We start from the raw sequence: 22974 nt of genomic DNA on the forward strand, positions 1-22974 counted from the left end.
TCACGGATATGAAAGCGCCTGGCTTGACGGTAAAAAATGCGGATCCATTATAACCGAGCGACACACCGCCTTCTGGAAGCCATCCCTCAGCAGTCCGAAACCGGCAGAACGGTGGGGCGACAAGGCAACCTGAACGAGGCTTGATATCATAACGCCACATCCCGCTGTCCCACTCTCCTTGCGAGCCTGCCAAATGCCCAACCCTCATCTCAGTATCCTGGTGGTGGACGATGCCAAGTTCTCCAGCGCCATGATCGGCCGCACCCTGAGCCAGGCCGGTTACCAGGATCTGCGATTCGCCAGCAGCGCCAGCGAAGCGCTGAAACTTCTGGAAGACAAGCCCGCCAACGTTATCCTCGCCGACTGGCTGATGCCCGAGATCGACGGTCTGGAACTGACCGCACGCGTGCGCCAGCTGGATGAGATGACCGACCACTACAGCTACGTCATCCTGCTTACCGGCAAGGAAGGTGAGAACGTCCTGGGCGAAGCCTTCGACCGCGGAGTGGACGATTTCATCAGCAAGGCGGCCATGAGCGAGCAACTGGTTCCGCGCATCTACGCGGCCGACCGCCTGTGCAACACCCTGCAGCGCCTGCTGCAGGAAAACCACCTGCTCACCCAGAACATCGCCAGCCTGGAACAGCGCAACCTGGTGGACTCCCTCACTGGACTGGGCAACCCGCGCTACCTGCGGCAGAAGCTGACCGACAGCCTGCGCCAGGTGGAGTCACGCGGTGGCGCCCTGTGCTACCTGCTGATCGGCCTGCTGGACGCGCCGAAGCTGCGTCTGCAGTACGGTGACACCTTCTACAACGAACTGCTGCATGGCGTCGCCCGCCGCCTGCAGCAACTGGTACGCCCGCTGGATGTGCTCACCCGCCTGGACGACAACCACTTCGGTCTGATCACCCTGCTCGACGACCTCCATGAGTGCTCGCCGAGCAGCTTCCGCCGTCTGCATGAAGGTCTGAACCTGAAAGCCTTCAAGACCAGCGAAGGCTTCATCACCCTCAAGGCCGGTATCGCCCTGGTCGGTCTGGACACCAAGGCATTACCGCTGGATGTCGAGGAGTTGCTGGACAAGGCCAACGCCATGCTGCCCGAGGCCCACGCCAGCGGTCGCGTCACCGCCCTGCGCCTGCCACAGCCATGACTTGGCACATCCTCGGCGCCGGCAGCCTGGGCAGCCTCTGGGCCACCCGCCTGGCGCGAGCCGGATTGCCGGTGCGCCTGATCCTGCGTGATCGCGCCCGCCTCAAGGCATACGAAGCAGCCGGCGGCCTGACCCTGGTGGAGCAGGACCAGGCACGGCAATACCCCATTCCGGCGGAACTGCCCAGCACCGCCAGCCCCATCAGCCGCCTGCTCGTGGCCTGCAAGGCCTACGACGCCGAGGCTGCGGTCCAGCCCCTGCTGCCACACCTGTCTCCGGGCGCCGAACTGATCCTGCTGCAGAACGGCCTGGGCAGCCAGGACGCCGTGGCCCTGCGCCTGCCCCATACGCGCTGTGTGCTTGCCTCCAGCACAGAAGGCGCCTTTCGCGACGGGGACTGGCGCGTAGTCTTCGCCGGCCATGGATTCACCTGGCTCGGCGACCCGCTACAACCCGCCGCGCCCATCTGGCTGAACGAACTGGAACACGCCGGTATCCCCTATGGCTGGACGCCGGACATCCTCTCGCGCCTCTGGCGCAAGCTGGCGCTGAACTGCGCCATCAACCCCCTGACTGTGTTGTACGACTGCCGCAATGGCGGCCTGCTCGAACACCCTGCAGAGGTCAGTGTGCTCTGCGTCGAGTTGGCCGAACTGCTGCAGCGCTGCGGCCAGCCGGATGCCGCCGATGGGCTGCACGAAGAAGTGCTGCGGGTGATCCAGGCCACCGCGGCCAACTACTCCTCCATGTACCAGGATGTCGCCCACGGCCGCCGCACCGAAATCAGCTACCTGCTCGGCCACGCCTGCGCAACCGCCATTCGCCACCGGCTGAGCCTGCCGCACCTGGACAGGCTGCACACACGCCTCAAGACCTATCTGCAGCAGCGCGGATTGCCCGTCACCTGAGCCCGCGCTAACCTGCCCCTCAGCCCAGCCGCGGATACTTGCCCCCTTGTCCAGCCTGCGTCAGCGCCTCGATAACTTGTCGGTCGGCCGCAAACTGCTCGCCGCTCTGTTGGTTTTGCTCGCCACTGTCCTGCTCATTGCCAATCTGGCCTTCATCAGCGCCGCCTATTGGATCTCCCAGGAAAGCGTCGCGCCCCAGGGCCTGGAAACCCTTGGCCGCCTCTTCGCCACGTCAGCCGTCGGCCCCGAGGCGCTGTCCTCGGAAGAGAACGCCAAGCAGATGCTGCAGCGCCTGGAGGGTTACACACCACTGCGTGCTGCCGCCCTGTACGACAGTGACGGCCGTCTGCTGGCCCAGCTCCAGCGCGGTGCACAACTCGACCTGCCGCTGAAGGCCAGTGACATTCCCACATGGCGCCTGCGCGAGTTCCGCACCAGCCACCTTGCAGAGCTGCCGGTACCCGGCAAGCCAGCTGGCCACCTGTTGCTGGTGGCCTCCAGCGAATTGCCCGGCGTGTTCTACACCGGCACCCTGACCGCAAGCCTGGCGATCCTCGCCTGCAGCGTACTGCTCTGGCTGCTGGTCGCACGGCAGATCCGGCGGATGGTCACCCGGCCCATTCGCCGCCTGGAAGAACTGTCGCGTCAAGTGACCCGGGAGGAGAACTATGCCCTGCGCGCGCCCCGTGGCAATCGTGACGAGATCGGCAGCCTGGCTGACGCCTTCAACACCATGCTTAGCCGTATCGAAGCCCGCGAACAGCAACTCAAACGTGCCCGCGACGACGCCCAGGCCGCCTTCGACCAGGCCCATGAACTGGCCGAAGAAACCCGCCACTCCAACCGTAAGCTGGAGCTGGAAGTGCAGGTGCGCAGCAAGATCGAGAAGAAACTGACCGGTTTCCAGAACTACCTCAACAGCATCATCGACTCCATGCCTTCGGCGCTAATCGCCCTGGACGAACAGCTCTACGTCACCCAGTGGAACCAGGAGGCCAGCGTCCTCTCCGGCACGCCCATGGACGATGCGCTGAACCAGCCCGTATTCCTCGCCTTCCCTTCACTCAAACCGTTCCTACCGCAGATCCGCCTGACCGCCGAGAAGCACAAGGTGGAAAAAGTGGAACGCGTAAGCTGGCTGGTAGACGAGAACGTCCACCACTACGCCCTGACGTTCTACCCGCTGATGGGCGGCACTGGGCGCGGCGTGGTGATCCGCATCGACGACATTACTCAGCGCCTGTCGATGGAAGAGCTGATGGTGCAGTCGGAAAAAATGCTTTCGGTGGGTGGCCTGGCCGCTGGCATGGCCCACGAGATAAACAACCCCCTTGGCGCCATCCTGCACAACGTGCAGAACATTCGCCGGCGCATTTCCCCGGAACTCGACCGCAACCAGGAACAGGCCGCCATCAACGGCATCAGCCTGGAATCCGTCAGCCAGTATCTGGAAGCCCGCGAGGTCCCCAGGCTGCTGGACGACATCCATCAGGCCGGCGCCCGAGCGGCGAAGATCGTGACCCACATGCTTGCCTTCAGCCGGCGCAGCAATCGCCAGCTGGCGCCCTGCCAACTGCCAGTGCTGATCGACCAGGCGCTGGAAATCGCCAGCAACGACTTCGACCTGACCGAGGGATTCGACTTCAAAGGCCTCAGGATCGTCCGTGAATTCGACCCGAAGCTAGGGCCGGTACCCGGCACCGCCAACGAGTTGGAGCAGGTCTTGCTCAACCTGTTGAAGAACGCCGCCCAGGCGATTCACCTGCGCGAGGACGACGAGGAAGGCCGCATCACTTTGCGCACCCGCCTGAGTCCGCCCTGGGCAGAAATCCAGGTGGAGGACACTGGCATGGGTATTCCCGAGAATGTGCGCAAGCGCATCTTCGAGCCCTTCTTCACCACCAAGGAAGTCGGCCAGGGCACGGGACTGGGGCTGTCGGTTTCCTACTTCATCATTACCAACAATCACAAGGGCCAGATGGAAGTGCAGTCCAAACCCGGTCAAGGCACCTGTTTCACCCTGCGCCTGCCGCTCACTTCCAGCGCCACAGACGCAGGAGCCTGAGATGGGCAACCGCCTTTCGAAGATTTACACCCGCACCGGCGACAAGGGAGAAACCGGCCTGTCCGGCGGTCGTCGCGTCCCCAAGGACCACCCACGGATCGAGGCCATTGGCGAAGTGGACACCCTGAACAGTCAGCTCGGCCTGTTGCTGGCTGAGCTGGCCGAGCGTCTGGAGCGCTGGCCTGGGCTGGGCGAGGTAATTGACGCGCTGGCGCCCTGTCAGCACCGCCTGTTCGACCTTGGCGGCGAACTGGCGATGCCAGAGTACCAAGTGGTGCAGAAGCAAGAGATCGAACGGCTGGAAGCCACCATCGACCATTGGAACGATGAGTTGGGGCCGCTGAAGAATTTCATTCTCCCCGGCGGCTCGCGCTTGGTGGCCCAGGCCCATGTCTGCCGTAGCTTCGCCCGCAGCGCCGAACGCCGCACGCAAACCCTGAACGGCGAAGAACCGCTGCGCGAGGAACTGCTGGCCTACCTCAACCGACTTTCCGACCTGCTCTTCGTCGCTGCCCGCCAGATCGCCCGGCGGCAAGGGGTGGACGAAGTGCTGTGGCAGGCGGCCAGCAAGCAGTGACGTCAATCGCCAAGCCGGTCGAAGACCGGCCTCAGGTTGGCGTTGAGCCAAGCGAAACCCGACGCGTCAGCCATCCCCTGGTCGGGTTTCACGGAGCCCGGCCAAACCTACGATTCCGGCCAGAATGCCCGAATTCCCGCCACGCCCTGTGCACCGATCTGCCAGGCGCGCTCCAGGTCCCGAGCGCCAACGCCCCCCAGCAGGAAGGCCGGCTGGTTGAAGCTGCGCAGCAGTTCTTCCGCGCGCTCCCAGCCTAGCGGCAGGGCGTCGGGGTGGGTCTGGGTCGCCTGAACTGGCGAAAGGGTGACGAAATCCACGTCCATGGCCGCGGCCAACTGCAACTCTTCGACGCTGTGACAGGACGCTGCCAACCAACGCTCGCGTGGAAACGGCCGGCCATTGGGCGCGTACTTGCGCAGCTGCTCGGCAGTCAGGTGCCAACCGGCTGCGGGAAAGTCGCCCAGCCACTCCAGCGGGCCCTTGAGCATCAGCTGCGCCTTGCCGGCGCAAAGGCCCTGCACATCGATGGCCAGGTCGCGGTACTGGGCATCGAACATCTTCGGGGCTCGCAGCTGGACCAGGCGCACACCGTCGGCCAGGGCAGTCCGGAGTCCAGCCAGCAGCACCTGGGGCTCGATGTCGTCCGGGGTAATGAGATAGCGCTCCGGTAGACGCGCAGCAGCCACGATGGGCTTGTTGGCGGCCGGGAATTCGAAATCCCCCAGCTCACGGGGAGAGGCCCATGCCAAGGGCTGGCCTTCCGCGCCGTGGGGTTCGCCGGAGAAGGCGCTGACTTCCCAGACATCCAGCAGCACGTGTTTGTCCGGGTAGTCGTGGTGTACCTGGATCAGGGGCCGGAAGGCACTGACGCGAATGCCCAGTTCCTCCTCCAGCTCGCGGGAGAGCGCTGCCTGCACAGCCTCGCCCTCCTCAACCTTGCCTCCGGGGAACTCCCAGAGACCGCCCTGGTGCTTGTCGTCCGGGCGCCTGGCGATCAGCACCCGGCCGTCGGCGCCGCGAATCACAGCGGCCGCCACATGCACTCGTTTCATTCGATGATCTCCGTTTCCTGCAAGGCGGCCTGATACCAGCGCTGGAAAGCAGGCCACCGGTAGATGGTGTCGACATAGGCCGCGGCTACCATCGGCAGCTCCACGGCATAGCTGCGCAGGCGGCTGGCCACCGGCGCGTAAAAGGCGTCGGCGATGCTGGCATGGCCGAACAGGTAGGGGCCGTCCTGACCGAAGCGCGAGCGGCATTCAGCCCAGATGGCGCAGATACGACGGATGTCTTCCGCCACGTCGTCCGATACCTCGGCAAGCGACTGGTTGCGCTTCATGTCCATGGGCATGTGGCTGCGCAGGGGGACGAAACCACTGTGCATCTCGGCACAGACCGCGCGGGCCATGGCACGGGCCGCCAGGCCGAAGGGCCAGAGATGCGCCTCGGGGAAGCGCTCGGCAAGGTATTCGGCGATGGCCAGGGAATCCCAGATGGTGCCATCTTCGGACTGCAGCACCGGCACCTTGGCGGTGGGCGAGTAGGACAGCAGGCGCTTGCGGCTATCTGCCTGGTAGAGCGGGACGCGCACTTCATCGTAGGGCGAGCCGGTGAGCTCCATGGCCAACCACGCGCGCAACGACCAGGACGAGTAGTTCTTGTTGCCTATTACCAGTGTCAGGGACATGCCTAGCTCCTTTTTTCCAGTTCCTCGGGGTCTCGCTGGATCATGGAAGCTGCCTGTACCCGTGGCAAATTCCCGATTTTCATCGAGGGATGAAAATCAGGAATGCCAGGCCAAGCCCGAGGGGGCCGGTTCATGAGCTGCTGCGCTGAAACGCAGCCGATCATGAAACGGTGCTCAGGTACGGTACTCGGCGTTGATCTTCACGTACTCGTGGGACAGGTCGGTGGTCCAGATGGTCTCGCTGCAATCACCACGACCGAGTTCGATACGGATGGTGATTTCCTCGCGGGCCATTACCGCCGCGCCTTGTGCTTCGGTATAGGTAACGGCACGACCGCCCTGGCTGGCGATGCACACCTCGCCAAGGAACACGTCGATCTTGCTCACGTCCAGGTTCGGCACGCCGGCATACCCCACGGCAGCCAGGATGCGCCCCCAGTTGGGATCGGAGGCAAACAGCGCAGTCTTGATTAGCGGCGAATGGGCCACTGCATAAGCCACGTCCAGGCACTCCTGGTGATTGCCACCGCCGTTGACCTGCACGGTGACGAACTTGGTGGCGCCTTCGCCGTCACGCACGATGGCCTGGGCAATCTCCATGAACACGTCGAACACGGCCTGCTTGAGCTTGGCGAACAGTTCGCCGCTGGCCGCCGTGATTTCCGGCAGGGCGGCCTGACCGGTGGCGATCAGCATGCAGCAGTCGTTGGTAGAGGTATCGCCGTCGATGGTGATGCGATTGAAAGACTTGTTCGCCGCGTCGCGCACCAAGGCGTGCAACACGTCACGAGCGACCTTGGCGTCGGTCGCAATGTAGCCGAGCATGGTGGCCATGTTCGGACGAATCATGCCGGCACCCTTGCTGATACCCGTGATGGTGATGGTCACCCCATCGTGCTGGAACTGACGGCTGGCACCCTTGGGCTGGGTGTCGGTGGTCATGATGCCTTCGGCAGCCTGGGCCCAGTTGTCCACCTTCAGGTCAGCCAGGGCAGCCGACAGTGCAGCTTCGATCTTCTCGACCGGCAGCGGCTCGCCGATCACGCCCGTGGAGAATGGCAGCACAGCGTCCTCAGCCACACCGGCCAGGTCAGCCAGCTTGGCGCAGGCGCGGCGGGCGCGAGCCAGGCCGTCAGGGCCAGTGCCGGCGTTGGCGTTGCCGGTGTTGGTCAGCAAGTAGCGCACGTCTCCTTCCAGGCGCTCGCGCGTGATCAGCACGGGGGCGGCGCAGAAGGCATTGGTGGTGGTAACGCCGGCGATGGTAGAGCCTTCGGCGCAGCGCATCACGACTACGTCCTTGCGCCCAGGGCGCTTGATGCCAGCAGAGGCAATGCCGAGTTCGAAACCGGGTACCGGGTGCAGGGTAGGCAGAGGGCCAAGACCAACAGCCATGGGAAGCGCTCCTTTTTCAGCAGGCGACCGGCTGCGGTTGGCGCAGGCGGCCAGGGATATCAGGAAAAACGCCGCGAGCGGCAGAGCCGGTCGCGGCGTGGGAACTACTACGGCAAGGCCTTAGCTGATCTGACCGTGGCAGTGCTTGTACTTCTTGCCGGAGCCGCAAGGGCAAGGCTCATTACGGCCTACCTTTTGTTCAGCCCGTACCGGAGCGACCGCGGCAGCGACGGCGACGTCACCTTGCTCCTCGGCCATCTCGGGCTCCTCCAGACTGGGCGCAGCGGCATGCTGGAACTGCATGCGGCGGGCCATTTCCTCGGCCTCGCGGCGCAGGCGCGCCTCTTCTTCGGCCGGGTCCTCGCGACGCACCTGGACATGGGAGAGGACACGGATGGTGTCGCGCTTGATGGAGTCCAGCAAGTCCCGGAACAGCGTGAAGGACTCGCGCTTGTACTCCTGCTTCGGGTTCTTCTGGGCATAGCCACGCAGGTGGATACCGTGGCGCAGGTGATCCATGGTGGACAGGTGGTCCTTCCACAGGTCGTCCAGCACACGCAACAGCATCTGTTTCTCGAAAGCACGCAGCGCTTCGGCACCCGCGAGGTCTTCCTTCTCCTTGTAGGCAGCCAGGAGCTCCGCCATGAGCTTCTCGCGAAGGGTCTCTTCGTACAGTTTGTCGTCTTCATCCAGCCACTGCTGGATCGGCAACTTCAGGCCAAAATCACTGTACAGCGCAGCTTCCAGGCCAGCGATGTCCCACTGCTCCGGCATGGACTGCGGCGGGATATGGGCATCGACGGTGCTGCTCAGTACTTCTTCGCGGAACTCGGCGATGGTGTCGCCGATGTCATCGGAGGCCAGCAGCGTGTTGCGCATGTGGTAAATCACCTTGCGCTGCTCGTTGGCCACGTCGTCGTATTCGAGAAGCTGTTTACGAATATCGAAGTTGCGGCCTTCTACCTTGCGCTGGGCCTTCTCGATGGCGTTGGTCACCATGCGGTGCTCGATGGCCTCGCCCGATTGCATGCCCAGCGCCTTCATGAAGTTCTTCACCCGGTCAGAGGCGAAGATGCGCATCAGGTTGTCTTCCAGCGACAGATAGAAGCGGCTGGAACCCGGGTCACCCTGGCGACCGGCACGACCACGCAACTGGTTATCGATCCGGCGGGATTCGTGACGCTCGGAAGCGACAACGTGCAGGCCACCGGACTCGATCACTTGCTGGTGGCGCTTCTGCCATTCGGCCTTGATCTGTGCAACCTGCTCGTCCGTCGGAGCGTCCAGAACGGCCACTTCGGCTTCCCAGTTGCCGCCGAGGAGGATGTCGGTACCACGGCCGGCCATGTTGGTGGCAATGGTCACGGCGCCTGGACGTCCAGCCTGAGCAATGATCTCAGCTTCTTTCTCGTGGTACTTGGCGTTGAGCACCTTGTGGTCGATACCAGCCTGGGTCAACAGCTGGGAGACATACTCCGAGCTCTCGATCGATGCGGTACCCACCAACACCGGGCGGCCATTGGCCTGGCATTCCTTGATGTCGGTGATGATGGCGGAGAACTTCTCTTCCTGGGTCAGATAGACCAGGTCGTTGAAGTCCTTACGAGCAACGGGACGGTGGGTGGGAATTACCACCACATCCAGGCCGTAGATCTGGCGGAACTCGAAGGCTTCGGTGTCGGCGGTACCGGTCATGCCGGACAGCTTCTTGTAGAGGCGGAAATAGTTCTGGAAGGTGGTGGAAGCCAGGGTCTGGCTCTCCGCCTGGATCGGCAGGTTTTCCTTCGCCTCGATGGCCTGGTGCAGGCCTTCGGAGAGGCGACGGCCCGGCATGGTACGGCCGGTGTGCTCATCGATCAGCAGCACCTGTTCGTTCTGCACGATGTATTCGACGTTGCGGTGGAACAGCGTGTGGGCACGCAACGCAGCATAAACATGGGTCAGCAAGCTGAGGTTGTGCGCCGAGTAGAGGCTCTCGCCCTCAGCCAGCAGGCCGGCCTCGGTGAGCATTTCCTCGATGAACTGGTGGCCCATCTCATTGAGCTCGACCTGGCGGGTTTTCTCATCGACCGAGTAGTGGCCTTCCTGAGTGACCTGGCCTTCCACCTCTTCGATGTGCTGCTTGAGTCGCGGGATCAGCTTGTTGATCTGGATGTAGAGCTTGGAGCTGTCTTCGGCCTGGCCGGAGATGATCAGCGGGGTGCGCGCTTCGTCGATGAGGATGGAGTCCACTTCGTCGATCACGGAAAAGTTCAGTTCGCGCTGGAACTTGTCGTCCAGGCTGAACGCCATGTTGTCGCGCAGGTAGTCGAAACCGAACTCGTTGTTGGTGCCATAGGTGATGTCGGCAGCGTAGGCGGCACGCTTTTCCTCCGGCGGCTGGAAGGGCGTGACGATGCCGACGGACAGGCCGAGGAATTCATACAGGGGACGCATCCAGTTGGCGTCGCGACGGGCCAGGTAGTCGTTCACGGTAACCACATGCACGCCCTTGCCGGACAGCGCGTTGAGGTAGACCGCCAAGGTACCCACCAGGGTCTTGCCCTCACCGGTACGCATCTCGGCGATCTTGCCCTCGTGGAGGGTCATGCCGCCGATCAGCTGGACGTCGAAGTGGCGCATGCCCATGACGCGCTTGCCGGCCTCACGCGCCACGGCGAAGGCCTCGGGCAGCAACTGGTCGAGGTTTTCGCCTTTACCCAGGCGCGCCTTGAACTCTTCGGTCTTGGCACGCAGCTGCTCATCGGACAGTGCCACCATCTGCTCTTCGAACGCGTTGATAGCCTGCACTGCCCTGGCCATGCGCTTCACTTCGCGTTCGTTCTTGCTTCCAAAGAGTTTCTTCAACAAGGGCGCAAACATATAGAGAGGTTCTTCCACACATTAGGATGGAGGGCGGCCTGGAGTCGCCCGCGCAGCCGCCATGGCTGCTTGCGAAGGGGGCATTCTACCCGGATTCCTTGTCGAGGAAAGCGGGAGCACTTCCCGGTCTCCGTAGGACGGCGTCCACAGCCCCCGGCCATGGCGCCTCGCAACGAACACGCCAGCAAATCGACCGTCCGAGCAATCGAATGACGCGCGCGCACCGTGGCGACGGGTACCCTCTGTTAATATGGGCTGCCCTGCCCTCATTCAAGCACTCACCATGGCGTTTCGTCCTTTGCCCGCCCGCTCCCCCGCCGCGCTTCTGCGCGAGGAGAAGCCATTGAAGGCGCTGTTCAATGAGGCGCAGCGTATCGACCAGCTGCAACAGCTTCTCGCCAGCCAGCTGCAACCCGCCGCCCGCGAACACTGCCATGTTGCCTCGTGGCGCGAGGGTCGGCTGCTGCTGGTCGTCACCGATGGCCATTGGGCCACAAGGTTGCGCTATCAGCAGGCCCGTCTGCTGCGGCAGCTCAAGGGATTCGACGCGTTCGCCGGACTGGAGCGGATCGTCTTCAAGGTCCAGCCGAGCTACACCCCGCACAGTCCGCCAGTGACAGAGGGCCGTCTGTCTTCCACAGCGGCGGAAAGCCTGCAAGCCACGGCGGACACTGTCAGTGATCCCCGACTTCGGGAAGCACTGGAGCGCCTGGCGCGCCACGGCAAACCACAAACGCAAGACTGAGCAATGAGCGAAGCGCGAACATAAAAAAAGGCCACCCGAGGGTGGCCTTTGAAGTCAGGAAAGAGGGTATTGCTTAAACGGCTGCTACCGGTCGCATGTAGGAGATAGGTGCAGTCCTGGCATCCTCGAAGGTCACCACTTCCCAGGCATCCTTCTGCTCGATGAGCTGGCGCAGCAAACGGTTGTTCAGCGCGTGGCCCGACTTGAAGCCACGGAATTCGCCGATCAGGCTGTTGCCGAGCAGATAGAGGTCACCGATCGCATCGAGAATCTTGTGCTTGACGAACTCGTCCTCGTAACGCAGGCCGTCTTCGTTGAGCACCTGGTTCTCATCAACCACGATGGCGTTCTCCACGCTGCCGCCGAGTGCCAGGTTCTGAGAACGCAGGAACTCGATGTCGCGCATGAAGCCGAAGGTCCGCGCGCGGCTGACCTCCTTGACGAACGAGGTGCTGGAAAAATCCACGCTCGCACTCTGGGTACGATTGCGGAATACCGGGTGATCGAAATCGATCTCGAAGCTCACTTTGAAACCGTCGAAGGGCACGAAGGTGGCGCGCTTGTCGCCCTCCTCCACAGTCACTTCGCGCAGGATGCGGATGAACTTCTTCGGCGCGTCCTGCTCCTGCAGGCCGGCGGATTGAATCAGGAATACGAAGGGACCAGCGCTGCCGTCCATGATCGGCACTTCCGACGCGGAGAGTTCGACGTAGGCGTTGTCGATGCCCAGGCCCGCCATGGCCGAAAGCAGGTGCTCCACGGTGTCCACCTTGACCTCACCGTTGATCAGTGTGGTCGACATGGTGGTCTCACCGACATTCTCGGCGCGTGCAGGGATATCCACTACGGGGTCGAGGTCGGTACGGCGAAACACTATACCGGTGTCGACTGGCGCAGGCTTGAGGGTCAGGTAGACCTTTTCCCCGGAATGCAGCCCCACGCCAGTGGCACGGATAATGTTCTTGAGAGTGCGTTGTCTGATCATGGCATTGGCCGCTTGTGCGCAAGTTGCGAACTGTTTTCAACAATGGGCGGCGATAATAGCAGAACCGCCCTTTGCTGAACACCAATCACCCTAATGCTCCTGATACAAATCATCAATCAGCCTGGCGACGCAGGAACGCCGGGATGTCCAGGTAATCCAGGTCATCCTGAGTGTTGAGCTTGGCCGCGGTGGCCGCGCCGGCGTGAGCCTGATTGCGCATCACGGTCGGGCGATCCAGGTCGCGATAATTGACAGACGGCTGCTCCGGACGAGTGGCTACAGTGGCGGTGGCCACAGTGGCTGCCTGCACGGTGTTGTCGACTACCTTGACCGGTTTCTCGATACGCGCACCCAGGCCAGTGGCCACTACCGTTACGTGCAGTTCGTCGCGCATGTCCGGATCGATCACGGTGCCCACCTTGACGGTGGCGTGCTCGGAAGCGAACTGCTCGATGATGTTACCCACGTCGGAGTACTCGCCCAGGGACAGGTCCGGACCTGCGGTGATGTTCACCAGGATGCCGCGGGCGCCCTGCAGGTTCACGTCGTCGAGCAGCGGGTTGCGGATGGCCGCTTCAGTGGCTTCGCGAGCGCGATTCGGACCGCTGGCGCAGCCGGTGCCCATCATCGCCATACCCATTTCGCCCATCACGGTCTTAACGTCGGCGAAGTCGACGTTGATCATGCCGGGACGCTTGATGATGTCGGAGATGCCGCGTACCGCGCCGGCGAGCACGTCGTCAGCCTTGGCAAAGGCGGACAGCAGGCTGGCGTCCTTGCCGAGAATGGTCAGCAACTTCTCGTTGGGGATGGTGATCAGGGAGTCGACGCTTTCAGCCAACGAACGGATGCCCTCGTCGGCGATCTGCATGCGCTTGCGGCCTTCGAACGGGAACGGACGGGTCACCACCGCAACGGTGAGGATGCCCATTTCCTTGGCCACTTCAGCGATGATCGGCGCCGCACCGGTACCGGTGCCACCGCCCATGCCGGTGGTGATGAAGACCATGTCGGCGCCCTGCAGTACTTCGGCGATGCGCTCACGATCTTCGATGGCAGCCTGACGACCGACTTCCGGATTGGCACCGGCGCCCAGGCCCTTGGTGACACCTGGGCCGAGCTGCAGAACGGTGCGTGCTCCGATGTTCTTCAGCGCCTGGGCATCGGTGTTGGCGCAGATGAACTCGACGCCTTCAATGTTGCTCTTGGCCATGTGGTTCACGGCGTTGCCACCGCCACCACCGACACCTATTACCTTGATGACCGCTGTTTGCGGAACATTATCTACGAGTTCGAACATATCCCCTCTCCTTCCTTTTTTAGTTTTTCGCCTACTGCGTACCGCGGTTAAAAATTGCCCTGAACCCAGCGTTTGAGCCGTTCCAGTACAGGAGCCTTGGCGTCTTCGGAGTAGCCGAAGCTGCCTGTGGAAGCAGGCATGCCGTCGGACTGCTTCTGCAACCCGTACATCAGCAGGCCCACGCCCGTGGAATAGATGGGGTTGCGCACGACATCGGCGAGCCCCTTGACGCTATGCGGCACGCCCAGGCGCACCGGCATGTGGAAAATCTCTTCGGCCAGCTCGACCGCGCCTTCCATCTTGGCGGTGCCACCGGTCAGGACGATGCCGGCTGGGATCAAGTCTTCGTAGCCACTGCGGCGCAGCTCGGCCTGGATCAGGGTGAAGAGTTCGTCGTAACGGGGCTCGACCACCTCAGCCAGGGCCTGGCGCGACAGTTCGCGCGGCGGACGGTCGCCGACGCTGGGCACCTTGATGGTTTCTCCAGCACCCGCCAGCTTGGCCAGGGCGCAGGCATAGCGGATCTTGATCTCTTCGGCGTACTGGGTCGGCGTACGCAGGGCCATGGCGATGTCGTTGGTCACCTGGTCGCCAGCGATCGGGATCACCGCGGTATGGCGGATGGCGCCCTCGGTGAAGATGGCGATGTCGGTGGTGCCGCCACCGATATCCACCAAGCAGACACCCAGCTCCTTCTCGTCATCGGTAATCACCGAATAGGCCGAAGCCAGTTGCTCGAGGATGATGTCGTCCACTTCCAGGCCACAGCGGCGCACGCACTTCTCGATGTTCTGGGCGGCGTTCACCGCGCAGGTCACCACATGTACCTTGGCTTCCAGGCGCACACCGGACATGCCCAGCGGCTCGCGCACGCCTTCCTGGTTGTCGATTACATAGTCCTGGGCCAGGGTGTGCAGGACGCGCTGGTCGGCAGGAATGGCCACCGCCTGGGCGGCGTCCAGCACACGCTCGATATCGGCGCCGCTCACTTCCCGGTCGCGAATCGCCACGATGCCGTGGGAGTTCAGGCTGCGGATATGGTTGCCGGCGATGCCGACGAACGCCGAGTGGATGCGGCAACCCGCCATCAGCTGCGCCTCTTCCACAGCGCGCTGGATGGACTGCACGGTGGACTCGATGTTCACCACCACGCCCTTCTTCAGGCCGCGCGACGGATGGGTGCCAATGCCAACGATTTCCAGTTGGCCGTCGGCTGCGACCTCGCCCACCAGCGCCACCACTTTGGAGGTGCCGATGTCCAGGCCGACGATCATCTTGCCGCTCTGTACGCTTGCCATGGTTCTAACCTTCTCTCTCAATTCACTGCACGGCGACCGCAGCCGCCGCTGGGGCCTCGACCGGCGTCCGCCAGGCCACTGCAAGGCCGTTGGGGTAGCGCAGGTCGACGCGCTCGATGTTCGCTATCTGATCCTTCAGCGTTTTCTCGTAGATCGAGATGAAACGCCGCATTTTCTCCACCAGATGATCCCGCCCCAGCAGCAGCTCGACGCCCTGGCCGGTGGACAGGAACCAGCTGCCGCGCTCACGCAGTTCCAGCCGGACTATGGAAAAGCCGAGCGGACGCAGCATCTGGCTGAGCATCTGGTATTGCTGCATCACTTGCTCCTGGGCCCGCTGCGGTCCCCAGAGTTGCGGCAGCTGTTCATAGTGGGCCAGCTCGCGCGGAGCAAAGGCCTGGCCCTGATTGTTCAAAAGCGCTTCATCGCCCCAACGGGCGATGGGTAGTTGTTCTTCCAGGCGGACCATCACCTGGTCCGGCCACACCCGACGTACCTCGGCATGGGCAATCCACGGCATCTGTTCCAGCTCGCGGCGCATGCCCGCCAGGTCGATGCTGAAGAAACTCGCGGCGATATACGGAGCGATTCGCTGCTGCACCGCCTGCTGGCTGATGTAGCTCAAGTCGCCCTGCACATTGACCTTGGCGATGGGCCGGTCGGCGTAAGGCAGCAGTCGCTGCGCCGCCTCATAGGCGCCGAAGCCGAGCACCGCCAGCATCACCGGCCAGGCCAGCTTCCGCAGGAAGCCGAAGCTGGGCTTGGGTAGGCGCTGCGTCAGCGGTTCCTTCGCCACCATCCGACTGGCGCCACGCGGCATCGGCTTGCGCGGCGGAACGGCGCGACCGATTACGGGTTCCTGACGACGGATAGTGGCGCTTCGCATGGAATCAGCCCCTTGCCTCGACGCTGTCGGTCAGAATCGCCAGCACCAACTGCTGGAAATCCAGACCCGCAGCGCGCGCTGCCATGGGCACCAGGCTGTGATCAGTCATGCCGGGTGCGGTGTTGACTTCAAGGAGCCAGAAACGCCCTTCAGCGTCCTGCATCACATCGGCCCGGGCCCAGCCCTGGATGCCGAGGGTTTCGCAGGCACGCGCGGTGAGCTGCTTCAGTTCCTCTTCCTTGTCCGCATCCAGGCCGCAGGGGATCTGGTAGCGGGTATCACTGGCCAGGTACTTGGCGTCGTAGTCGTAGAAGGTGTGCGGAGTACCGAGACGAATGGGCGGCAGCACCTCCCCGCGTAGCCAGGCGATGGTGAACTCCGGACCATGGATCCATTGCTCCACCAGCACCTGCGGGTCGTAGGCACCGGCATCACGCCAGGCCTCGATGAGTGCGTCGACGTTCTCCACCTTGGCCATGCCGATGCTGGAGCCTTCGTGGGCGGGCTTGACGATCAGCGGGAAGCCCAACTCGGCGGCGGCCTGGCGGCAATCCTGCTCGCTGGCGAGTACGGCGTGGCGCGGCGTCGGCAGACCGAGGCTGACCCACAGCTGCTTGGTGCGCAGCTTGTCCATCGCCAGGGCTGACGCCAGGATGCCGCTGCCGGTATAGGGAATGCCCAGGCACTCCAGCAGACCTTGCATGCTGCCGTCTTCGCCGCCACGGCCGTGGAGGATGATGAAGGCGCGGTCGATCTTCTCTGCCTGCAGGCGCTGCAGAAGGTCATCCCCCACATCGATGCCGAAAGCATCCACACCCGCGGCCTGCAGAGCCTGCAGCACCATGGCGCCGGACTTCAGCGACACTTCGCGTTCAGCGCTCTTGCCGCCGTAGAGCACGGCAACCCGGCCGAACGCAGCCGGTTCGAGGGTGGATTTCAATTGCGCGCTCATTTCGTCTTCCTCTTGGCGGCGTCAGCAGGCTGACCGCCAAACAACGGGTTCTGAATCAGTTGTGGCGCCAGCGCGCCGATGTCACCGGCACCTTGGCAGAGCAGAATGTCGCCGGGACGCAGCAGCGGCTTGACCAGCGGCGCCAGGTCAACGCCACGCTCGATATAGATCGGATCCAGTTGGCCGCGCTGACGGATGCTGTGGCAGAGCTGACGGCTGTCGGCGCCGGGGATCGGCTCTTCGCCGGCCGGGTAGACCTCCATCAACAGCAGCACGTTGGCTTCACCCAGCACCTGTACGAAATCGTCGTACAGGTCGCGGGTACGGCTGAAGCGGTGCGGCTGGTAGACCATGACCAGGCGACGCTCCGGCCAGCCACCGCGAACGGCCTTGACCACCGCAGCCACTTCGCGCGGATGGTGGCCGTAGTCATCCACCAGCATCACGCTGCCGCCTTCCACTTCCAGCTCGCCGTAGACCTGGAAGCGCCGGCCCACCCCTTGGAAGCCGGACAGGCCCTGGACGATAGCTTCATCGCTGATGCCCTCGTCGGTAGCGATGGCAATGGTGGCCAGGGAATTGAGTACGTTGTGGTTGCCCGGCATGTTCACCGAGACATCCAGCGGCTCGCGGTCCTTGCGCAGGACGGTGAACCAGGTGCGCATGCCTTCCTGGCGCACGTTGATGGCGCGTACGTCTGCGTCTTCGGAGAAGCCGTAGGTCACAGTGGGGCGTGCCACCTGGGGCAGGATCTCGCGGACCACCGGGTCGTCTACGCAAAGCACGGCCAGGCCGTAGAACGGCAGGTTGTGGAGGAACTCGACGAAGGTTTTCTTCAGCTTGTTGAAGTCCCCCTCGTAGGTACTCATGTGATCGGCGTCGATATTGGTGACCACTGCCACCATCGGTTGCAGATGCAGGAAGCTGGCGTCGCTTTCGTCGGCCTCAGCCACGAGGTAGCGGCTGGTGCCAAGCTGGGCATTGGTACCCGCGGCGTTCAGTCGGCCACCGATGACGAATGTCGGATCGAGGCCGCCGGCGGCGAAGACCGACGCGATCAGGCTGGTAGTGGTGGTTTTCCCGTGGGTGCCTGCGACGGCGATGCCATGGCGGTAGCGCATCAGCTCGGCGAGCATTTCGGCACGTGGCACGACCGGGATGCGGCGCTCCAGGGCAACCGCAACCTCGGGATTGGATTTGTTGACGGCGCTCGAAACCACCAGCACGTCAGCGTGCTCGGCATTCTCGGCACGGTGACCGATGAATATCTGCGCCCCGAACTTCTCCAGACGCTCGGTTACGGCCGAGGTCTTGAGGTCGGAACCGGATACCCGGTAACCGAGGTTCAGTAACACCTCAGCGATCCCGCACATACCCACACCGCCAATACCGACGAAATGAATACGGCGGATGCGGCGCATCTCCGGCTGTGGCATGGCTTTATGACTCTCAACCATTGGCCACCTCCAGACAGATCTCGACCACAGTGCGTGTGGCGGCAGGTTTGGCCAGACGGCGGGCGGTAGCGCCCATGGCCTTGAGTTTCTCGGGCTGCATCAGGACCTCGGTCAGCTGAGCGGCCAGCTTGGCCGCGTCAGTGGAATGTTGCGGAAGAAGGACAGCCGCGCCCTCCTTCGCCAGATAATCGGCATTGCGCGACTGGTGATCGTCGATCGCATGGGGCAGCGGCACCAGGAACGATGGCAGTCCAGCGGCTGCCAGTTCGCTCACGGTCAAGGCACCCGCACGGCAGATGACCAGATCGGCCCAGGCATAGGCACGAGCCATATCCTTGATGAAGGGCGCGACCTCGGCTTCGACCGCAGCTTCGCGATAACGCTCCGCGGTGATCTCGTCATGTTTGCGCCCGGCCTGGTGGAACACCTCGGGACGCAAGTCCGCCGGTACTTTGGCCAAAGCTTCAGGCAGCAACTTGTTCAGCGGTTCTGCGCCCAGGCTCCCGCCCAGCACCAGCAGGCGCGGCTTGCGACCTGACAGCGCATCACGCGGGGTCTCCAGGAACAGCTCCTCACGCACCGGGTTACCGGTGGTCCGCCGTTTGTCGCTTTTCCCGAAGGTTTCGGGGAAGGCTTCGCACACGCGGCTGGCGAATGGCGCCAGGCTGCGGTTGGCGGTGCCCGCCACGGCGTTCTGCTCGTGGATGATCAGCGGCACACCGGACAGGCGAGCAGCCAGACCACCAGGCCCCGTGACATAGCCCCCCATACCGAGTACGCAGATGGGTTTCAGTTCACGCACGATGCGACGTGCCTGGAACAGCGACTTCAGCAACTCGAACGGTGCCTTGAGCAGCGACTTCAACCCCTTGCCCCGCAAACCGCTCACCTGAATGAGATGCAGGGGCAGACCGGCCTGGGGTACCAATTCGTTCTCGATACCTTTCGGTGTGCCCAGCCAATGCACCTTGAAGCCGCGCGCCTGAAACTCGCGGGCGCAGGCCAGGGCCGGGAATACGTGGCCGCCGGTGCCGCCGGCCATGATCAGCACGTTGCCGCTCATGGGCGCACCTCCTCGTCGAAGAAATCGCTCTCGACGAACTCCACTTCCTCATTGCCCAGTTGGGTACGCCGCTCCCACTCGATACGCAGCAGCAAGGCGAGACTGACGCAACAGATCACAAGGGAGCTGCCGCCGTAGCTGAGGAACGGCAATGTCAGTCCCTTGGTCGGCAGCAAGCCGACGTTCACGCCGATGTTGATCAGCACTTGGCCGATCCAGAGGAAAGCCAGGCCATAGGCGACATAGGCGGAGAAGTACTGGCGCGCCTTCTCGGCCCAGAGACCGATATAGAGAGCGCGGACGCTTACGAAGACGAACAGGCCGACGGTGGCCAGGGCACCGATCATGCCCAGCTCTTCGGCCAATACTGCGAAGACAAAGTCGGTGTGGGCTTCCGGCAGGTAGAACTGCTTCTGGATGCTGTTACCCAACCCCACGCCGAACCATTCCCCACGGCCAAAGGCGATCAGCGCCTGGCTGAGTTGATAGCCGGCACCGTACTGGTCAGCCCACGGGTCGATGAAGTTGGTCAGACGCTGCATCCGGTAACTCTGGCTGGTCATTACCAGCACACCGGCGGCGAGTACCGCACCGACCAGAGGGATGAAGCGCACCAGGTTGATGCCACCAAGGAACAACATCGCGATGCAGGCGCCCACCAGCACCACGGTGGCACCGAAGTCCGGCTCGGCCAGCAGCAGCACCGCAATCGGGCCCAGCACCAGCATCGGCTTGATGAAGCCGGTGAGTTTTTCACGCACCTCATCCTGGCGACGCACCAGGTAACCGGCGATGAACATCACGGTGAACAACTTGGCCAACTCAGACGGCTGCAGGTTGAACAGACCGAAGCCGATCCAGCGCTTAGCGCCGTTGACCTCGCGACCGATGCCAGGCAGCAGCACCAGGATCAGCAGAACGATGGCGGCCAGCATCAGCCGGGCGCCATGACGCTGCCAGAAGGCCATGGGTATCTGCAGGGTGACCAAGCCCGCACCGAGGCCAATCGTCAGGTAAACCAGATGACGGATCATGTGGTACAGCGGGTTGCCAGACGAGGCCGCCGCGACCTCCGACGAAGCCGAGGTGATCATCACCAGGCCCAGGCCGAGTAGCGACAGGCAACCAGCGAGCAGCGGGAAGTCGATGTCGATGCCGCGGCGGCTGCGCAGCGGCGAGGGGGCGGCGAGCAGACGGGCCAGCATCAGGAGAGCCCCTCCACGGCTTGCGCGAACAGACGACCGCGTTCTTCGAAGTTCTTGAACATGTCCAGGCTGGCGCACGCCGGCGAGAGCAGCACGGCATCGCCGGCTTCGGCCAGCTCGGCGCAACGCTGCACGGCATCGTCCAGGGTTCTGACCCGCACCAGAGGAACTGCGTCCCCCAGAGCCTCGGCAATCAACTCGGCATCGCGCCCCAGCAGCACGACGGCGCGGCAGAAACGTGTCACCGGCGTCTTCAGTCCGGAGAAATCGGCGCCCTTGCCATCTCCACCGGCAATCAGCACCAGTTTGCCGTCGATGTCGGCTCCCAGGCCTTCGATCGCCGCCAGGGCCGCCCCGACGTTGGTGGCTTTGGAGTCGTCGTAGTAGGAAACGCCGTGCAGCTCACGTACCCACTGGCAACGATGGGCCAGACCGGCGAAGGTCCGCAGGGTGTCCAGCATGGGTTCGAACGGGAGGCCCACGGCATGTCCCAAGGCCAGGGCAGCCAGGGCATTGGACTGATTGTGGGCGCCGCGGACTTTCAGCTCGCGCACCGACATCAGCTTGTCGAATTGGTAGGCCAGGTACTTCTCGCCCTGTTCTTCGACAAGGCCGAAGGATTTGAAGTCAGGCTTGTTGAGGCCGAAGGTCCAGCAAGGCACCTGGTCCGCCACCAGTGGGCGAGACAGCGCATCGCCACGGTTGACCACAACCTGACGTGCGCCACGAAAGACGCGGTGTTTGGCCAGGTGATAGGCCTGCATGTCCGCGTAGCGGTCCATGTGGTCTTCACTGACGTTGAGCACCGTTGCCACCTCAGCGTTCAGCCGATCGGTGGTTTCCAGCTGGAAGCTCGACAGTTCCAGTACATAGAGTTCGATGTCGTCGGCCAGCAAATCCAGTGCCGGCGTGCCGAGGTTGCCGCCTACGGCGACGCGCTTGCCGGCAGCCTTGGCCATGTCGCCCACCAGCGTGGTGACGGTGCTCTTGGCGTTGGAGCCGGTGATGGCAACGATCGGCGCCTTGGCATGTCGGGTGAACAGCTCAATATCGCCGGACAGCTTGGTGCCGCGTCGGGCGGCTTCCTGCAATGCCGGCGTGGCCAGCGCCAGGCCCGGGCTCACATAGAGCTCGCTGGCGCGACCGAGGAAGTCCGGATCAAGCTCGCCACAACGCACTTCCACCTGCGGGAACTGACTCTGGAGCGTCGCAAGTTCCGGCGGGTTCGCACGCGTATCGGCCACGGCAAACGGAACGCCCTGGCGCGCCAGGAAGCGCACCAGGGACATGCCGCTCTTGCCGAGGCCGACAACGATGCGGAACTGGTCGGAAGCGATCAGCGTCACTCTCGGTTACCTCAATTTCAGGGTGGCTAGACCGATCAGCACCAGGATCACAGTGATGATCCAGAACCGTACGATGACCCGGGGTTCGGGCCAGCCTTTCAGTTCGAAGTGGTGATGAATAGGAGCCATGCGGAAAACGCGACGACCGGTCAGCTTGAACGACGCGACCTGGATCATCACCGACAGGGTTTCCATGACGAACACGCCGCCCATGATGAACAGCACCACTTCCTGGCGCACGATCACGGCGATAGTGCCCAGGGCCGCCCCCAGAGCCAGGGCACCTACGTCACCCATGAAGACCTGGGCCGGGTAGGTGTTGAACCAGAGGAAGCCGAGGCCGGCACCCACCAGGGCGGCACAGAACACGATCAGTTCTCCCGCACCCGGTACGTACGGGATGAGCAGGTATTCCGCGAATTTGATGTTCCCCGACAGGTAGCAGAAGATCCCCAGTGCGCCGCCGACCATGACGGTCGGCATGATGGCGAGCCCATCGAGTCCGTCGGTCAGGTTCACCGCATTGCTGGAGCCGACGATCACGAAGTACGTCAACACCACGAAACCGATGCCCAGCGGGATCTCGATGTTCTTCACCAGCGGCAGGATCAGGGTGGTCTCGGCCGGAGTGCTGGCGGTCATATAGAGGAAGATCGCGGCGGCGATACCAAATACGGACTGCCAGAAATACTTCCAGCGGCTCGGCAGGCCACGGGAGTTCTTCTCGATCACCTTGCGGTAGTCGTCTACCCAACCGATGGCGCCGAAGGCCAAGGTCACGGCTAGCACCACCCATACATAGCGGTTGGACAGGTCGGCCCAGAGCAGGGTGCTGATGCCAATGGCGGTCAGAATCAGCGCGCCCCCCATGGTCGGCGTGCCGGATTTCGACAGATGCGATTGCGGGCCGTCGTTACGCACAGCCTGGCCGATCTGGCGAATCTGCAGGGTACGAATCATCCAGGGACCGAGCCAGAGCGACAGCGACAGGGCTGTCAGGACGCCGAGAATCCCGCGCAGAGTCAGGTACTGGAATACGCCGAACCCTTTATGAAACTGTTGCAGGTACTCAGCGAGCAGCAGCAGCATG

18 protein-coding genes and 1 pseudogene are annotated in these 22974 nt (G+C 63.2%); 5 read left to right on the forward strand and 14 right to left on the reverse strand.

Features of this window, described 5'->3' with window-relative positions; genetic code table 11:
* Nucleotides 1–190 precede the first annotated feature (190 nt).
* From FFS60_RS05130 to FFS60_RS05145, 4 genes and pseudogenes are all read left to right on the forward strand, one after another.
* Nucleotides 191–1156, forward strand: a pseudogene (locus FFS60_RS05130) (response regulator); the annotation flags it as partial.
* The gene (locus FFS60_RS05135) at nt 1153–2064 is read left to right on the forward strand and encodes a putative 2-dehydropantoate 2-reductase (protein ID WP_137821322.1); all 912 of its coding nucleotides are present in this window, start codon (nt 1153–1155) and stop codon (nt 2062–2064) included. The pseudogene FFS60_RS05130 and the gene FFS60_RS05135, both read left to right, overlap by 4 nt.
* Nucleotides 2065–2110: 46 nt before the next feature.
* Entirely contained in the window at nt 2111–4129 is a 2019-nt protein-coding gene (locus FFS60_RS05140; protein ID WP_137821323.1) for a HAMP domain-containing sensor histidine kinase, read from the forward strand.
* Between the two features lies 1 nt (nt 4130).
* Complete coding sequence (locus FFS60_RS05145) at nt 4131–4706, forward strand: cob(I)yrinic acid a,c-diamide adenosyltransferase (protein WP_137821324.1); 576 nt, start codon at nt 4131–4133, stop codon at nt 4704–4706.
* Nucleotides 4707–4813: 107 nt separating this feature from the next.
* Here FFS60_RS05145 and FFS60_RS05150 read toward each other — a convergent pair whose 3' ends face one another.
* The 4 genes from FFS60_RS05150 to secA all read right to left on the reverse strand — a co-directional run bounded on the left by FFS60_RS05150 (nt 4814) and on the right by secA (nt 10647).
* Nucleotides 4814–5758: a Nudix family hydrolase gene (locus tag FFS60_RS05150; protein WP_028628437.1), complete on the reverse strand. Its 945-nt coding sequence runs from the start codon at nt 5756–5758 to the stop codon at nt 4814–4816.
* Complete coding sequence (locus tag FFS60_RS05155) at nt 5755–6393, reverse strand: glutathione S-transferase family protein (protein ID WP_137821325.1); 639 nt, start codon at nt 6391–6393, stop codon at nt 5755–5757. The genes FFS60_RS05150 and FFS60_RS05155 overlap by 4 nt, the downstream gene beginning before the upstream one ends.
* Nucleotides 6394–6567: 174 nt before the next feature.
* Nucleotides 6568–7785, reverse strand: a complete 1218-nt coding sequence (gene argJ / locus FFS60_RS05160) for a bifunctional glutamate N-acetyltransferase/amino-acid acetyltransferase ArgJ (RefSeq protein ID WP_137821326.1) — start codon at nt 7783–7785, stop codon at nt 6568–6570.
* Between the two features lie 120 nt (nt 7786–7905).
* Nucleotides 7906–10647: a preprotein translocase subunit SecA gene (gene secA, locus FFS60_RS05165; RefSeq protein ID WP_028628440.1), complete on the reverse strand. Its 2742-nt coding sequence runs from the start codon at nt 10645–10647 to the stop codon at nt 7906–7908.
* Nucleotides 10648–10930: 283 nt separating this feature from the next.
* Here secA and FFS60_RS05170 point away from each other — a divergent pair, with 283 nt between their 5' ends.
* The gene (locus FFS60_RS05170) at nt 10931–11392 is read left to right on the forward strand and encodes a DUF721 domain-containing protein (RefSeq protein WP_137821327.1); all 462 of its coding nucleotides are present in this window, start codon (nt 10931–10933) and stop codon (nt 11390–11392) included.
* Between the two features lie 73 nt (nt 11393–11465).
* On the opposite strand, the gene lpxC is transcribed toward FFS60_RS05170, so the two are convergent.
* The 10 genes from lpxC to mraY form a co-directional block, all read right to left on the reverse strand.
* Nucleotides 11466–12377: a UDP-3-O-acyl-N-acetylglucosamine deacetylase gene (lpxC, locus tag FFS60_RS05175; RefSeq protein ID WP_028628442.1), complete on the reverse strand. Its 912-nt coding sequence runs from the start codon at nt 12375–12377 to the stop codon at nt 11466–11468.
* 112 nt (nt 12378–12489) lie between these two features.
* Nucleotides 12490–13677, reverse strand: a complete 1188-nt coding sequence (gene ftsZ, locus FFS60_RS05180) for a cell division protein FtsZ (protein WP_028628443.1) — start codon at nt 13675–13677, stop codon at nt 12490–12492.
* Between the two features lie 47 nt (nt 13678–13724).
* The gene (gene ftsA / locus FFS60_RS05185) at nt 13725–14975 is read right to left on the reverse strand and encodes a cell division protein FtsA (RefSeq protein ID WP_028628444.1); all 1251 of its coding nucleotides are present in this window, start codon (nt 14973–14975) and stop codon (nt 13725–13727) included.
* A 22-nt stretch (nt 14976–14997) separates the two neighbouring features.
* The gene (locus FFS60_RS05190; protein WP_028628445.1) at nt 14998–15861 is read right to left on the reverse strand and encodes a cell division protein FtsQ/DivIB; all 864 of its coding nucleotides are present in this window, start codon (nt 15859–15861) and stop codon (nt 14998–15000) included.
* A 4-nt stretch (nt 15862–15865) separates the two neighbouring features.
* Entirely contained in the window at nt 15866–16813 is a 948-nt protein-coding gene (locus tag FFS60_RS05195) for a D-alanine--D-alanine ligase (protein WP_028628446.1), read from the reverse strand.
* Entirely contained in the window at nt 16810–18270 is a 1461-nt protein-coding gene (murC, locus tag FFS60_RS05200; protein WP_137821328.1) for a UDP-N-acetylmuramate--L-alanine ligase, read from the reverse strand. The genes FFS60_RS05195 and murC overlap by 4 nt, the downstream gene beginning before the upstream one ends.
* Nucleotides 18263–19333, reverse strand: a complete 1071-nt coding sequence (murG, locus tag FFS60_RS05205; protein WP_028628448.1) for an undecaprenyldiphospho-muramoylpentapeptide beta-N-acetylglucosaminyltransferase — start codon at nt 19331–19333, stop codon at nt 18263–18265. Before murG ends, murC begins: the two co-directional genes overlap by 8 nt.
* Nucleotides 19330–20538 (reverse strand): putative lipid II flippase FtsW, encoded by a 1209-nt coding sequence (gene ftsW, locus FFS60_RS05210; protein WP_028628449.1) that lies wholly within the window; start codon nt 20536–20538, stop codon nt 19330–19332. Before ftsW ends, murG begins: the two co-directional genes overlap by 4 nt.
* Complete coding sequence (gene murD, locus FFS60_RS05215) at nt 20538–21884, reverse strand: UDP-N-acetylmuramoyl-L-alanine--D-glutamate ligase (protein WP_137821329.1); 1347 nt, start codon at nt 21882–21884, stop codon at nt 20538–20540. Before murD ends, ftsW begins: the two co-directional genes overlap by 1 nt.
* Nucleotides 21885–21890: 6 nt before the next feature.
* The gene (gene mraY / locus FFS60_RS05220; protein ID WP_028628451.1) at nt 21891–22973 is read right to left on the reverse strand and encodes a phospho-N-acetylmuramoyl-pentapeptide-transferase; all 1083 of its coding nucleotides are present in this window, start codon (nt 22971–22973) and stop codon (nt 21891–21893) included.
* Nucleotide 22974: the final 1 nt, after the last annotated feature.

The organism is Pseudomonas sp. D(2018) (genome assembly GCF_005502555.1).
Taxonomy (GTDB): domain Bacteria; phylum Pseudomonadota; class Gammaproteobacteria; order Pseudomonadales; family Pseudomonadaceae; genus Metapseudomonas; species Metapseudomonas resinovorans.

What these genes read in the sequence shown, in the direction of transcription:
- FFS60_RS05190 (WP_028628445.1), bottom strand. Translation starts at nt 15,861, where the DNA reads ATGCGAAGCGCCACTATCCGTCGTCAGGAACCCGTAATCGGTCGCGCC.
- secA (WP_028628440.1), bottom strand. Translation starts at nt 10,647, where the DNA reads ATGTTTGCGCCCTTGTTGAAGAAACTCTTTGGAAGCAAGAACGAACGC.
- FFS60_RS05195 (WP_028628446.1), bottom strand. Translation starts at nt 16,813, where the DNA reads ATGAGCGCGCAATTGAAATCCACCCTCGAACCGGCTGCGTTCGGCCGG.
- mraY (WP_028628451.1), bottom strand. Translation starts at nt 22,973, where the DNA reads ATGCTGCTGCTGCTCGCTGAGTACCTGCAACAGTTTCATAAAGGGTTC.
- murC (WP_137821328.1), bottom strand. Translation starts at nt 18,270, where the DNA reads ATGGTTGAGAGTCATAAAGCCATGCCACAGCCGGAGATGCGCCGCATC.
- FFS60_RS05170 (WP_137821327.1), top strand. Translation starts at nt 10,931, where the DNA reads ATGGCGTTTCGTCCTTTGCCCGCCCGCTCCCCCGCCGCGCTTCTGCGC.
- ftsA (WP_028628444.1), bottom strand. Translation starts at nt 14,975, where the DNA reads ATGGCAAGCGTACAGAGCGGCAAGATGATCGTCGGCCTGGACATCGGC.
- FFS60_RS05150 (WP_028628437.1), bottom strand. Translation starts at nt 5,758, where the DNA reads ATGAAACGAGTGCATGTGGCGGCCGCTGTGATTCGCGGCGCCGACGGC.
- FFS60_RS05145 (WP_137821324.1), top strand. Translation starts at nt 4,131, where the DNA reads ATGGGCAACCGCCTTTCGAAGATTTACACCCGCACCGGCGACAAGGGA.
- argJ (WP_137821326.1), bottom strand. Translation starts at nt 7,785, where the DNA reads ATGGCTGTTGGTCTTGGCCCTCTGCCTACCCTGCACCCGGTACCCGGT.
- ftsZ (WP_028628443.1), bottom strand. Translation starts at nt 13,677, where the DNA reads ATGTTCGAACTCGTAGATAATGTTCCGCAAACAGCGGTCATCAAGGTA.
- FFS60_RS05155 (WP_137821325.1), bottom strand. Translation starts at nt 6,393, where the DNA reads ATGTCCCTGACACTGGTAATAGGCAACAAGAACTACTCGTCCTGGTCG.
- FFS60_RS05135 (WP_137821322.1), top strand. Translation starts at nt 1,153, where the DNA reads ATGACTTGGCACATCCTCGGCGCCGGCAGCCTGGGCAGCCTCTGGGCC.
- ftsW (WP_028628449.1), bottom strand. Translation starts at nt 20,538, where the DNA reads ATGCTGGCCCGTCTGCTCGCCGCCCCCTCGCCGCTGCGCAGCCGCCGC.
- lpxC (WP_028628442.1), bottom strand. Translation starts at nt 12,377, where the DNA reads ATGATCAGACAACGCACTCTCAAGAACATTATCCGTGCCACTGGCGTG.
- murG (WP_028628448.1), bottom strand. Translation starts at nt 19,333, where the DNA reads ATGAGCGGCAACGTGCTGATCATGGCCGGCGGCACCGGCGGCCACGTA.